Origin of the sequence: Geobacillus sp. FSL K6-3411, from assembly GCF_037965715.1 — a bacterium.
GTDB lineage: Bacteria > Bacillota > Bacilli > Bacillales > Anoxybacillaceae > Geobacillus > Geobacillus thermodenitrificans.
On the sequence record NZ_CP150187.1, the window covers coordinates 2,441,286 to 2,454,739 of the forward strand.

Below are 13,454 nucleotides of genomic sequence, written 5' to 3' on the forward strand. Positions count from 1 at the left end.
ACTCATCCCTCAAATTTGTAGCCGATGCCCCATACCGTTTGAATATAGCGGCCAGCGTCTTTCAGTTTCATGCGCAGCGTCTTCACGTGCGTATCGACCGTGCGGGCATTTCCTGTGTAATCATATCCCCACACGTTGACGAGCAAATCGTCGCGGCTGAACACTTGACCGTGGTGCTTGGCCAAAAACAGCAACAGTTCAAACTCTTTTAACGTCAACCTCACCGGCTCGCTCCCAACGGTCACCTTCCGCCCTTTTTCATCGATCGCAAGGTTGCCAAATTGTAGCTGTCCATCGCGCTCGCGACCGCGCCACGTCCGGCGCAGCACCGCCTCAAGGCGGGCAATGAGCTCACCCGGGCTGAACGGCTTGACGATATAATCATCGCCGCCGAGCTTGAATCCTTTCACTTTATCCCACTCTTCGCCGAGGGCGGTCAAAAACAAAATCGGCACATCCGACTGCTCGCGAATGCGGGCACAGACGGAAAAGCCGTCTTGGTTTGGCATCATCACATCAAGCAAAATCGCATCAACCGAACGACGCGCCAACACCGTCAACGCTTCGTCACCGTCTCCGGCTTCCAAACAGCAAAAGCCGGCGTTTTCCAAATACATGCTGACTAACAGCCGCATCTCCTCTTCGTCATCCACGATTAAAACGGTCCGTTCACTCACGTTCGTCCCTCCCGAATCAGCAGTTGCAGCGGTCCATCCCCTGTTTTCCAACGAGCGAGCGGCCGCAACGTCGCCTCGTCGACCACGACGATTTCATCGCTGTCATAACTCGCAATATACAAACGGCCTCCTGCCGCTTCCATGGCAAACGGGTTGGCGCCGACGGACATGGAAGCAAGCCGGTTTCCGTCCGGCGCAAATCGGTGCATGGTGTTGGAGCCGTGGCTTAATACAAACACACCGCGGTCTGTTTCAATAAAATCAATCGGCATGACCGGGGCGGCGATCATCTGCCGCAACCGGCCGTCTGGCAGCGAATAGACATGGATGTTCGTTTCCACACGACTTCCGCTGCCGTGCCCGCCAACCCAAAGCTCCCCTTGCTGCTCGCGCACGAGTCCGCCCAGCGCCATCTTCGGCACGGCGAACGAACGAATGAGGCGATGGTGGACTGCATCAATGACAAAGGTGCGGCCAGCTTGAAAATCGATGGCGTACAGCTCCGTTCCAGCGTCATTAATAAGAAGGGTGAGTGGAGAATGGCCGACGCGCAGGCGGGTGAGTTCCTTGCCATTCTCGCTCCATACACGAACCGCATGGTGTTGGTTGTCGCCAAAAAACCATGTGCTGCCATCCGGCGTAGCGGTGGCACTGATGATGCCGCTCCCCGTTTTCCACTCGTCAAGCTGCTTCCCGGTGGCAAGATTGTAGCGATAGACCCGATCCAAATCAGGGCCGTACAACAGAAGCGTCCGCCTGTCCGGGCTTAGCGCGCCGCCGCGGAACGGTTTGTTGATTTTCCAACGAGCGATGACTCTCCCGTTTTTCGCATTCAAAAAGGTGACCGTTTCCCCTTTCACATCAAGGCTGATAACGACAGAAAGCGAGTTGTCTATCGGTGGAAACGATGGTTTGGCACAACCACTGATGACCCATAAGCATATACAAAGCACCCACACGCTCGCTCGTTTCATCTATGGCTTCCCCTTCGTACATGGACTTCTGTTTCCATTATACATGACATTTGTGAAAGAAGTTTGAAATCGTACCATGCAAAAACCCCCATCGCCACCGATGGCGATGGGGGGGGGGACCGTTAATAAACCGGTGTATTGTCTTTGTTCATGTTTTCCAAAATCGCTTTGACACGGGCGAGGAAGCGGCCGCAAACGAGACCGTCTAGGACGCGGTGGTCAAGCGACAGGCACAAGTTGACCATGTCGCGGATGGCAATCATGCCGTCTTTCACGACCGGGCGTTTGACGATTGTTTCCACTTGCAAAATGGCAGCTTGCGGGTAGTTGATAATACCCATTGACTGCACTGAGCCAAACGCGCCAGTGTTGTTGACGGTGAACGTGCCGCCTTGCATATCTTCCGGACGGAGTTTGCCGGCGCGCGTTTTCGCTGCCAGTTCGGCGATTTCGCGGGCAATCCCCTTGATCGTTTTCTCATCGGCGTGCTTGATGACCGGAACGAACAACGCATCATCGGTCGCGACGGCAATCGAGATGTTGATGTCCTTGCGCTGGATGATTTTATCGCCGGCCCACACCGAATTCAGCTGCGGGAATTCTTTCAACGCTTGAGCGACCGCTTTGACGAAAAAGGCAAAGTACGTCAAGTTGAAGCCTTCACGCCGCTTGAATTCGTCTTTGATGGCATCGCGATAAGCGACAAGGTTCGTCACGTCGACTTCGACCATCGTCCATGCGTGCGGCGCTTCGTGCTTGCTTCGGAGCATGTTCGCGGCGATCGCTTTGCGCACCGGGGTGACCGGAATTTCGATATCGCCCGCTCCTACTTCGATCGTTGGCACCGCTGGCTTCGTCGACGTCGTCACCGGCGCGGTTTGTGCGGCAGCAGCCGGCTGAGATGGAGCGACGTCCGGAGCTGTCGTCTCGACCTTTGGTGCCGCCTGTTCTGCCGCTTCCGCTTTCGGAATTTGGCCGGACTCGATCAACTTAAGCAAATCTTTGCGCGTCACTCGCCCGCCAAGACCAGTGCCTTTGACTTGTTCAAGGTCAATTCCATGTTCTTGGGCCAAACGGAGCACAGCCGGGGAGTAACGGCCGTTGTTGGCCTTGCCAGCCTGTTTGGCCGCGGGAGCTTTGTTTTCATTTTCCGTTTTCGTTCCTGCTGTCTCTTCCGTCGGCTTCGCTTCCGGAGCTGGTGCAGCGCCTTCGACTTCGATTGTGCAAATCGGGGCGCCGACCGGCAACGTTTCTCCTTCTTTGGCGATCAACTCGCGGATGACGCCGGCAAATGACGACGGAATTTCCGCGCTCACTTTATCAGTCATCACTTCGGCAACCGGATCGTATTTGTTCACTTTGTCGCCCGGGGAAACGAGCCATTTACTGATTGTGCCTTCCGTAACACTTTCCCCGAGCTGAGGCATCGTCAATTGTTCGATGGCCACATCGATACCCTCCTATCTCTGTTGCAATGTCTTTGCCGTGACATCCCCCGCCACATCCGCTTTGGGCAGGGGGGGAACCTCTTCACGGGATGGGACTCCTCCATGGATTTCCTTCTGTTCCACAATGTCAGGCGGCACCGAACCAACATTCCCCACTTTGCGATTTCTTCGAAGCGGGAGACGTCTTTTATTCACGCATTAAAATGCCGCTAATTCGCGCATCGCTTTTTCCACTTTTTCCGGGTTGACCATAAAGAATTTTTCCATCGTCGGCGCATACGGCATCGCCGGAACATCTGGACCGGCAAGGCGCATAATCGGCGCATCGAGATCAAACAAGCAATGTTCAGCGATGATGGCGGCGACTTCACTCATGACGCTGCCTTCTTTATTGTCTTCCGTAATGAGCAGCACTTTCCCGGTTTTACTTGCTGCTTCGATAATCGCTTCTTTATCTAACGGGTAAACGGTGCGCAAATCCAACAGATGGACCGAAATGCCGTCTTGGGCGACGCGTTCAGCTGCCTGCAAGGCGAAGTGAACACAAAGCCCATATGTGATCACCGTGATGTCATCGCCTTCGCGTTTGACATCGGCTTTGCCGATCGGCAATACATAGTCGTCTTCCGGCACTTCCCCTTTAATGAGACGATAAGCGCGCTTATGCTCAAAAAAGATCACTGGATCTTCATCGCGAATTGCTGCTTTCAGCAACCCTTTCACATCGTATGGCGTTGACGGCATGACGATTTTCAGCCCTGGCTGGTTGGCGAACACCGCTTCTACCGACTGTGAATGGTACAAAGCGCCATGTACCCCACCGCCGTACGGGGCACGGATGACAATCGGGCAGTTCCAGTCATTGTTGGAACGATAACGGATGCGCGCCGCTTCAGAAATAATTTGGTTAACTGCAGGCATGATGAAATCCGCAAACTGAATTTCGGCAATCGGGCGCAAGCCATACATCGCCGCACCGATGCCGACACCGACAATCGCCGATTCGGCAAGCGGCGTGTCGATGACGCGCTCTTCGCCAAATTGCTCATACAATCCTTGCGTCGCTTTAAACACCCCGCCTTTTCGCCCGACGTCTTCCCCTAATACAAACACGCGCGAATCGCGTTCCATCTCTTCGCGAATAGCCATCGTGACCGCATCAATATATGAAATAACAGGCATCGTCTAATTCCCCCTTACTCCTCGGCATACACGTAGCGAAGCGCATGTTCCGGCTCGGCGTACGGTGCTTTTTCCGCATAGTCAGTCGCTTCGTTCACTTGTTTCATGACACGTGCTTGAATGTCTTCATCAAGCGCATCAGTTAAGACACCGACTTCTTTTAAGTAATTGGCAAACGAGACGATCGGATCTTTGGCGCGTGCTTCAGCCAATTCTTCCTCAGTCCGGTAGACGCGGTGATCGTCATCGGACGAGTGCGACGTCAATCGGTATGTCACCGCCTCAATGAGCGTCGGCCCTTCACCGCGGCGAGCGCGGTCAGCCGCTTCCTTGACGACGCGGTACACTTCAAGCGGGTCCGTGCCATCGACCGTATAGCCCGGCATGCCATAGCCAATGGCGCGGTCGGATACTTTTTCGCACGCCAATTGTTTCGAAATCGGCACGGAAATGGCGTACTTGTTGTTTTCGCACATAAAGATGACAGGGAGTTTATGAACGCCGGCAAAGTTTGCTCCTTCATGGAAGTCGCCTTGGTTCGACGATCCTTCCCCGAACGTGACGAAGGCGACAAAATCTTTCTTTTCCATTTTCGCCGCCAAAGCAAAACCAACTGCATGTGGCACTTGTGTCGTCACAGGCGAGGAACCGGTGACGATTCGGTTTTTCTTTTGCCCGAAATGGCCCGGCATTTGTCGGCCACCGGAGTTCGGGTCTTCCGCTTTAGCAAACGCGGCAAGCATCAATTCCGTCGGCGTCATACCGAACGTCAAGACAACGCCCATATCGCGATAATATGGCAAGATGTAGTCTTTCGTCCGGTCAAGAGCAAACGCCGCGCCGACTTGCGCTGCTTCTTGCCCTTGGCACGAGATGACAAACGGAATTTTCCCAGCGCGGTTTAACAGCCACATCCGCTCATCGAGCTTGCGGGCGAGAAGCATCGTTTCGTACATTTGCAACACAGTGTCATCGCTTAATCCGAGCGCTTGGTGACGGTTTTGCGCCATCGGAACAACCTCCCTTAATTAAAAATCCATTGCAGCTCATTATGTAAGCTGCCTGTTGCCAATCTTTCGTCCTCATGCGGCAAAATTAAAAGTGAATGGCTCGGCCATCGACGGCAAGCGCAGCTTCTGCCAATGCTTCGGAGAGTGTCGGGTGCGGATGGATCGCATGCGCCACTTCCCACGGAGCAGCATCAAGCACACGGGCGAGTCCCGCTTCGGAAATCAAGTCGGTCACATGTGGCCCAACCATATGAACGCCAAGCAAGTCGTCCGTATTCCGGTCGGCGATGAATTTGACGAATCCCTCTGCTTCCCCGAACACAAGCGCCTTGCCAATCGCTTTAAACGGAAACTTGCCGACTTTGACGTCATAGCCTTTCGCTTTCGCTTCTTGTTCCGTCAAACCAACTGCCGCGGCTTCCGGCCGAGTGTAAATGCAGCGTGGCACCATCGCGTAATCGATCGGCACCGGATTGTGCCCTGCCAAATGTTCGATAGCAACGATGCCTTCATGAGCGGCGACATGGGCGAGCTGCAAGCCACCGATAACATCGCCAATCGCGTAAATATGCGCCTCTTTCGTTTGACCAAACTCATTCGTTTGAATATAGCCATTTTCAATGACGATGTCGGTGTTTTCGAGACCGATTCCTTCAATGTTTGCTTGCCGTCCGACGGAAACAAGCATCTTGTCGGCCGTGAATGTTTTCCGTTCGCCGTTATGTTCCGCCTGGATGGTCACGCCGTTTCCTTTTTCCAATGTTTCCGGCAGCACTTTCGCCCCGGTGACAATCGTAACGCCACGGCGGCGGAGCAGTTTTTCCATTTCTTTTGACACATCTTCATCTTCCGTCGGCAAAATGCGGTCTGCATACTCTAACACCGTGACGTCAACCCCAAAGTCATTCAACATCGACGCCCATTCCATGCCGATCACCCCGCCGCCAACGATTAAAATGGACGACGGGAGCGTCTCCATTTGCAGCGCCTCGTCGGACGTTATGACAAGTTCGCCGTCCACCTCCAACCCCGGCAGCGTGCGCGGCCGCGAGCCGGTGGCGATAACGACGAATTTCGGGACGAGCATTTCGTTTTCGCTGCCGTCGTTCATTTCCACCGACACCGTTCCCGGCAGCGGCGAAAAGATCGATGGACCTAGCAGACGGCCCGTCCCAGCATACACATCGATCTTTCCTTTTTTCATTAAGTGCTGAACGCCTTTATGGAGTTGGTCAACAATGGCCGCTTTGCGCGCCTGCACTTTGGCAAAATCGAGGCGCACATCACCAGCGATGACGCCGAACGTCTCACCTTGTTTCGTTTGTGCGTACACTTCGGCGCTTCGGAGCAGCGCTTTCGATGGAATGCAACCGGCGTGCAGACACGTGCCACCGAGCTTTCCTTTTTCGACGACTGCCGTTTTCAAACCGAGCTGCGATGCGCGAATGGCCGCCACATAGCCGCCCGTGCCTCCGCCGAGAATGACAACATCGTATTCTTTTGCCATCTTGCCTTCCCCTTTCTGTCCGTTGCCGCATCAACGCCGGGCTAAAACCGGCGAAGCCGCTTCACCTAGATACGTTTTTTCCTCCTCCTCGCCACACAAGACGCGTAATGCGCCTTCAGCGAGCGCCTGCAGTTCATTTTCACCCGGGTGGACGATAACATCAGCGATCCATTGGACACGGCGGATAATTTGTTCGACGAACGATTTGCCGTATGCTAGTCCACCGGTCAAAACAATGGCGTCAACTTTGCCAGCTAGCACCGCGCTTGCCGCGCCGATTTCTTTTGCCACTTGGTACGCCATCGCCTCATACACCAGTTTCGCCTGCTCGTCCCCGGCTTCAATCATTTTTTCGACTTTCACCGCATCGTTCGTGCCAAGATGGCCGACAAGACCGCCGCGGCCGACAAGCATGCTCATGATCTCATCGCGGTAATATTCACCTGAAAAACATAGAGCGACCAAATCACCAGCCGGCACCGTTCCAGCCCGTTCCGGACTGAACGGCCCTTCCCCGTCGAGACCGTTATTGACGTCGACAACCCGTCCCTGCTTATGAGCGCCTACCGTAATGCCGCCGCCCATATGGGCGACGATCAAGTTCAACTCATCATACCGCTTACCAAGCTGCCGGGCAACACGGCGCGCGACGGCCTTTTGGTTTAAAGCATGGAAAATGCTGCGCCGCTCAATGAGTGGAAAGCCGCTGACCCGGGCGATCGGCTCAAGCTCATCGACGACAACCGGGTCAACGATAAACGCCGGAATGTTTAACGCCGAGGCAATCTCATGCGCCAAAATGCCGCCAAGGTTGGACGCATGCTGTCCGGAGTAACCGCGGCGCAAATCTTCAAGCATAGCCTCATTGACACGGTACGTTCCGCCTTCAATCGGACGGAGAAGCCCTCCACGACCGCAGACGGCGCTTAATTTCGATAAGTTGATCCCTTCTTCATCTAAAGCGGCTAAAATCGTTTGCTTACGAAACTCATACTGATCGATGATGGTCTTATATTGCCGAAGCGTCTCCGCATCGTGGCGGATCGTTTTTTCCAATAGCGGCCGTTCATTTTCAAATACCCCTATTTTCGTTGAGGTCGAACCTGGATTGATTGTTAAAATACGGAACTTCTGCTCTTGCATCGTTGTTTGTCCCTCCGTTTGCCGCCAGCGGGGCGGAGAACCGCCCCTTGCCGCTGTTAACGGCTGCGGCGGCTTAAAATATGATGGCCGTTTTGTAAAAATTGGCTGCGCGACTTGCGCATCGTTTCGATCCGTTCTTCAGCCATCCGATCGGCCGCAACATAAGTCGGAATGTTATCACGCTTAGCGATCGCAAACACTTTTTCAATGTTATCGTAAATTTGTTCCACTTTTTTCATCGCCCGTTCGCGATTGTAGCCGTAAAGCTCATCAGCGACATTAATGACGCCGCCGGCGTTGATCACATAGTCCGGAGCATAAACGATGCCCATTTCATGGATGATATCGCCATGCCGCGCCTCGCGCAGTTGGTTGTTCGCCGATCCAGCAATCACTTTCGCTTTCAGTTGCGGAATCGTTTGATCATTGATGATACCGCCAAGTGCGCACGGAGCAAAAATGTCGCACTCCACACCATAAATGTCATTCGGGTCGACCGCTTTCGCACCAAATTCCTCAACGGCACGGGCCACCGCTTCTTTGTTAATGTCGGTAACGATAAGTTGAGCGCCTTCTTCATGCAAATGACGGCACAAGTGGTAGGCGACATTGCCAACCCCTTGGACGGCAACAACTTTTCCTTCGAGCGAATCACTGCCGAACGCTTCTTTTACCGCCGCCTTCATTCCACGATAAACACCGTAAGCCGTCATTGGCGATGGGTTGCCAGATGAACCGAACTCCGGTGAAATGCCAGTGACGTAATCTGTCTCTTGATAGATGATATCCATATCGGCAACCGTCGTACCGACGTCTTCAGCCGTGATATAGCGACCATTCAATCCTTGAATGAAACGGCCGAACGCACGGAACATCGCTTCATTTTTATCTTTACGTGGATCGCCGATGATGACCGTTTTGCCGCCGCCTAAGTTAAGACCGGCTGCCGCGTTTTTGTACGTCATGCCGCGGGCGAGGCGCAACGCATCTTCGAGCGCTTCCTCTTCCGAATTGTACATCCACATGCGCGTACCACCCAATGCCGGGCCAAGTGTCGTATCGTGAATAGCGATGATCGCTTTCAACCCCGATTCTTTATCTTGACAAAACAGCACTTGTTCGTAATCATACGTTTCCATATATTTAAACAATTCCATCTTTGATGGCCTCCTCCATTCATTTTGTTGCCGAACAGATCGCAAGAGCGAGCGAATATAATTTGCTTTCCGCCGAGTCGGCACGCGACGTCAAAACGATTGGCGCCTTCGCTCCAGCGATGACCGCTCCAACCTGTGCGTTTGCAAAATAGATCAGCGACTTATACAACATATTGCCGGATTCAATGTCAGGAACAAGCAAAATGTCAGCCTGTCCAGCCACATCGCTCTCAATCCGCTTATGCTTTGCTGCCGTCATGGACACAGCATTGTCTAATGCAAGCGGTCCATCAATCAAGCAATCGCTGATTTGTCCTCGCTTTTGCATCATAGCAAGCGCAGCGGCATCAAGCGTTGCCGGCATGGCCGGATTGACTGTTTCCACCGCCGCCAAGGCCGCCACTTTCGGCTTCTCAATGCCGATCGATCGTGCCACGCTGACAGCGTTATTCACAATTTGCACTTTTTGCTCCAAATCGGGCGCGATGTTCATGGCCGCATCCGTCACGATGATGGGCCGATCTGCCGCCGGTACGTCAAAGACAGCGACATGAGAAAGAACTCTCCCAGTGCGTAGCCCGTACTCTTTATTGAGCACCGCCTTCAGGAGCGTCGCTGTCGGCACGTGCCCTTTCATCAATGCGTCGGCCTCGTTCAAATGAACGGCGCGCACGGCAAGCTCCGCCGCTTGACCGATTGAATTCGCGTGGACAATCTCGACATCGGAAGAGCGCGTGCACCCCTTTTCTTTCAGCAAGCGGCCGATCCGCTCACGGTCACCGTACAACACGAACCGACCGAGGCGATGTTCAAGCGCCATCGCCACCGCTTCGATGACTTCTTCATCTTCCGCCGCTGCCACCGCCACCGTCTGGCCTTGGCATTGGCTTGCCTCTTCGATTAATGATCTCAACTTCATCGTCTGCACCAACCTTTTCTGCAAATCGTGCGGCACTTTTTTATATGCAAAAACCGTGCCAATTACAAAAGTGTGAAAGCGCTTAAAAATAACAATTGCATGAGAATGAAATTATGCAACTTTTTTCATTGTATGAAAATTACTGCATGCTTTTTTTGTCAAGTCCGTATTTTTCTAATTTATAGTACAAGTTGCGCACTGAAATGCCGAGTGCCCGGGCAGTCGCTGTTTTATTGCCATGATAACGTCGGAGCGCCCGCTCTAACAAACGCGCCTCGTACTCACCGACCATCTCATCAAGCGGCCGAAGCGGTTCTTCCGCTTCGACGCGGGACACTGTCGTCGGCGATGGTGTGGCAAGGGGCGGCAAATGCTCAACATCGATCATCACCTCGTGAAACTTCATGAAAATCATCGCCCGTCCGAGCACATTTTCAAGTTCGCGGACGTTCCCTGGCCAATCATAGGCCAAAAGCCGTGCCATCGCTTCGTTCGTCACCCCTTCGACGTTGCGGCCGTAATCTTGGTTCAGCTTTTGGATCAAGTGTCGGCAAAGAGCCGGAATGTCTTCTTTGCGGGCACGCAGCGGCGGGATATAAATGGGCATCCGATTGAGCCGGTAATATAAGTCTTCGCGAAATGTGCCGTCGGCAATCGCTTTTTCTAAATTGACATTCGTCGCGGCAATGACGCGAACATTGATCGGAATCGGCTTCGTTCCGCCAACGCGAACAATTTCTCTCTCTTGCAAGACGCGAAGTAGCTTCGCTTGCGTGCTCGCTGACAATTCACCAATTTCATCGAGAAAAATACTTCCGTTGTTTGCTTCTTCAAACAACCCGCGTTTTCCGCCGCGCCTCGCGCCGGAAAACGCCCCTTCTTCATAGCCAAATAGTTCGCTCTCTAATAATGTTTCCGGAATGGCTGCACAATTGACACGGATAAACTTGTTATACTTCCGATCGCTGGCATTATGAATGGCATGGGCAAACAGCTCTTTACCTGTCCCTGATTCGCCGCGCAGCAAAATCGTCACAGGCGTTTTCGCTGCCAGTTTCGCCTGCTCAATCGCCACTTTCATCTCGTCGGCTTCACCGATAATATCGGCAAACGAATATTTCGCCTCGAGCGTGCGAATAATTTGCCGCGCCCGGTTCAGTTCAGCCGTTAGCCGCTGGATTTCCGACACGTCATGAATGACGCCGACACTCCCTTTTAATACGCCATCAACAATGATCGGGGCAACATTGACGACAACGTCGCGGTTTTTAGGGCCGACTTTCATGCGCACTCCGCGCACTGGCCGGCGCGTTTTCAACACTTGCATATGCATGCTTTCTCCTTCGGCGATGTCGGCGGTCGCTGGCTTTCCGATCACTTCCTCTTTCGTCAAGCCGGTGAGACGAGTATACGCTGGGTTGATCAAAATGCCATTCCCGTTTTCATCAACGACTGAGATCGCTTCTTCCGACGAATGAATAATCGCTTCAAGCATCATGCGCATTTCTTTTAAGTCCGTGATTTCTTCGGCTAAAGCGACCAGTTCAGTAATATCTTTGAATACGGCAAGCGCTCCAAACAACTTCCCGCTCTCGTCGATAATCGGGATGCGGGTGGTAATCAATTTTTTTCCATTAGCCAACTCCACTTCTTGGTGAAACTCCGTCTGCCTCGTTTTCAGCACACGCGGTAAACCGCTTGATGGCAAGACCGATAAAATGTGCTCGCCAATGACTTTGTCTTTATCCACCTCAAGCAGCTCAGCAGCGCTTTCATTCATATCGGTAATGTAAGCATATTCATCAACGACTATCATGCCATCGTGGGACGAGTGAAAAATGAGTGCACGCCGAGTCGCCTCGCTTTTCAGTTCAGCAATCAGTGCTTCCTTTTCTTCGACGAGCTCGGCCATCATTCTCGCAACCGCACTTGGAACGATGTTCGCCCCTTTGGGCGCCAACTGGCGGATCTCTTCAAGGACGTCCGCCCTGCCGGTTGTTTCAATAATCAAGTCAAGTGGTTTATCCATCCACGGACGCCAGTCATTGGCGGCAACGATGCCCCACTTCCGCGCCAGCTGCAGCCCTGGGGCATTGTCATCGACATCAATCACCGCCATGACGGCAAATCCCGAGGCTTCATGAAGCAGTTTCAGCAATGACGTCCCCCGCGCATCGGCACCAATAATGATCACTTTTTTCATCACGGTTCACCACTCTTTATTTCATGCCAAATTTTGCAGGCATTTTTATCATACTTGTTTTTTCTTTCCTTGACAAACAGTCGATAACCGCTATGATAGTCGATGAAGCGACTTCTTTTTGGAAAGGAACACGATTGCGATGGAGCGAATGATTGCGCTGTTGATTTTAGTTGTCCCCGGCTTGGCGGCAGCGCTCGGCATTAAATGGATGCGCGATGCGCTATTTGGCGTGATACAGCCGCCGTTTGCCGCCTTATGGCTGCAATTTCTCGCCGGGCTTGCGCTGTTTGCTGCCGGTTTGGCATTTATCGGCGGTTTTTTGTTGCACCGTGACCGGAAACGAAACAAAGTGCAAGCTCGTTTTCAACGCAAACGAAAAACGCCTTAACGGTCATTCGTTAAGGCGTTTTTCCTTCCATTCTTTCGCACGGCGAGGATGGTCGGTAAAAATAGCATCAACCCCGTAGGCAAACATTGTTTTCATCGCTTCCGGCTTATTGATCGTAAACGGCCGAACAGCCAGCCCGCGACGTTGCGCATTCGCAACAAATGTAGCCGTCACTGTCCGATAGTACGGATGCAACCCGTCTGCTTTCATCACCTTGACATACGTCCACGGGTCGTAGAGCGGCTCCATATAAAGAAGCGCTGTTTCGATCTCCGGCGCAACCATTCGGCAAAAACGCATGCTGTTATGGTTGAACGATGAAAAAATTGTCCGTTTCTCAAGCCCATAGCGGCGAACAAGGGCGATCGTTTTTTGTTCGAGCATTTCATAGGGAATGCGGTTATTTTTCAACTCAATGTTAATGAAAAGCTTTGTCGGTTCGAGCCAAGCGAGCACTTCTTCCAAATGAGGAATTGGGCAATGTCCGTATCGGCCTCCCCATTTCGCCGCTGCGTTCAACTTGCGCAAATCGCGGTACGTCATGTCATGCACCCAGCCACTTCCGTCGGTCGTCCGATCGACTGTCTCGTCATGAATAACGACGATTTCACCGTCTTTGGTGAGCTGTACATCCAATTCAATGCCGTCAGCCCCTACTCTTTCCGCTTCGCGAAACGCCACCATCGTGTTTTCCGGGTGAGTTCCGGCCGCGCCACGATGGGCAAAAATCAGTGTCATTCGTCTTCTCCCTTTCGTGTATAATGACCGTTCGGCCAACAGGACTAGCCGACGCCGACGATCATTCGTTATACTAAAACTAATGTATGATGAAATGAGGTGAACATG

12 protein-coding genes are annotated in these 13,454 nt (G+C 52.9%); 1 reads left to right on the plus strand and 11 read right to left on the minus strand.

The window, feature by feature from the left end:
* Window positions 1-2 precede the first annotated feature (2 nt).
* The 10 genes from NSQ22_RS12405 to NSQ22_RS12450 form a co-directional block, all read right to left on the minus strand.
* Window positions 3-677 carry a response regulator transcription factor gene (locus NSQ22_RS12405; RefSeq protein WP_008879783.1) on the minus strand — a complete coding sequence of 225 codons (675 nt, stop codon included), beginning with the start codon at window positions 675-677 and terminating at the stop codon, window positions 3-5.
* Complete coding sequence (locus NSQ22_RS12410) at window positions 674-1,651, minus strand: hypothetical protein (protein WP_081157286.1); 978 nt, start codon at window positions 1,649-1,651, stop codon at window positions 674-676. The genes NSQ22_RS12405 and NSQ22_RS12410 overlap by 4 nt, the downstream gene beginning before the upstream one ends.
* A gap of 122 nt (window positions 1,652-1,773) precedes the next feature.
* Entirely contained in the window at window positions 1,774-3,099 is a 1,326-nt protein-coding gene (locus NSQ22_RS12415; RefSeq protein WP_008879785.1) for a dihydrolipoamide acetyltransferase family protein, read from the minus strand.
* Window positions 3,100-3,297: 198 nt separating this feature from the next.
* A complete protein-coding gene (locus NSQ22_RS12420) occupies window positions 3,298-4,281 on the minus strand; it encodes an alpha-ketoacid dehydrogenase subunit beta (protein WP_008879786.1) in 984 nt (327 codons plus the stop codon).
* 14 nt (window positions 4,282-4,295) lie between these two features.
* Entirely contained in the window at window positions 4,296-5,291 is a 996-nt protein-coding gene (locus NSQ22_RS12425; RefSeq protein ID WP_008879787.1) for a thiamine pyrophosphate-dependent dehydrogenase E1 component subunit alpha, read from the minus strand.
* A gap of 85 nt (window positions 5,292-5,376) precedes the next feature.
* Window positions 5,377-6,798, minus strand: coding sequence for a dihydrolipoyl dehydrogenase (gene lpdA / locus NSQ22_RS12430; protein ID WP_008879788.1), 1,422 nt, complete (start codon window positions 6,796-6,798; stop codon window positions 5,377-5,379).
* Between the two features lie 30 nt (window positions 6,799-6,828).
* The gene (gene buk / locus NSQ22_RS12435; protein ID WP_008879789.1) at window positions 6,829-7,941 is read right to left on the minus strand and encodes a butyrate kinase; all 1,113 of its coding nucleotides are present in this window, start codon (window positions 7,939-7,941) and stop codon (window positions 6,829-6,831) included.
* A gap of 56 nt (window positions 7,942-7,997) precedes the next feature.
* Window positions 7,998-9,098 carry a leucine dehydrogenase gene (locus NSQ22_RS12440; protein WP_008879790.1) on the minus strand — a complete coding sequence of 367 codons (1,101 nt, stop codon included), beginning with the start codon at window positions 9,096-9,098 and terminating at the stop codon, window positions 7,998-8,000.
* A gap of 19 nt (window positions 9,099-9,117) precedes the next feature.
* Window positions 9,118-10,029 carry a phosphate butyryltransferase gene (gene yqiS, locus NSQ22_RS12445; RefSeq protein ID WP_255350176.1) on the minus strand — a complete coding sequence of 304 codons (912 nt, stop codon included), beginning with the start codon at window positions 10,027-10,029 and terminating at the stop codon, window positions 9,118-9,120.
* Window positions 10,030-10,156: 127 nt separating this feature from the next.
* Complete coding sequence (locus NSQ22_RS12450) at window positions 10,157-12,220, minus strand: sigma-54-dependent Fis family transcriptional regulator (protein WP_008879792.1); 2,064 nt, start codon at window positions 12,218-12,220, stop codon at window positions 10,157-10,159.
* Between the two features lie 139 nt (window positions 12,221-12,359).
* On the opposite strand from NSQ22_RS12450, the gene NSQ22_RS12455 reads away from it, so the two are divergent.
* A complete protein-coding gene (locus NSQ22_RS12455) occupies window positions 12,360-12,608 on the plus strand; it encodes a DUF2627 domain-containing protein (RefSeq protein ID WP_008879793.1) in 249 nt (82 codons plus the stop codon).
* 3 nt (window positions 12,609-12,611) lie between these two features.
* On the opposite strand, the gene NSQ22_RS12460 is transcribed toward NSQ22_RS12455, so the two are convergent.
* Window positions 12,612-13,346: a glycerophosphodiester phosphodiesterase gene (locus NSQ22_RS12460; protein ID WP_011887777.1), complete on the minus strand. Its 735-nt coding sequence runs from the start codon at window positions 13,344-13,346 to the stop codon at window positions 12,612-12,614.
* Window positions 13,347-13,454: the final 108 nt, after the last annotated feature.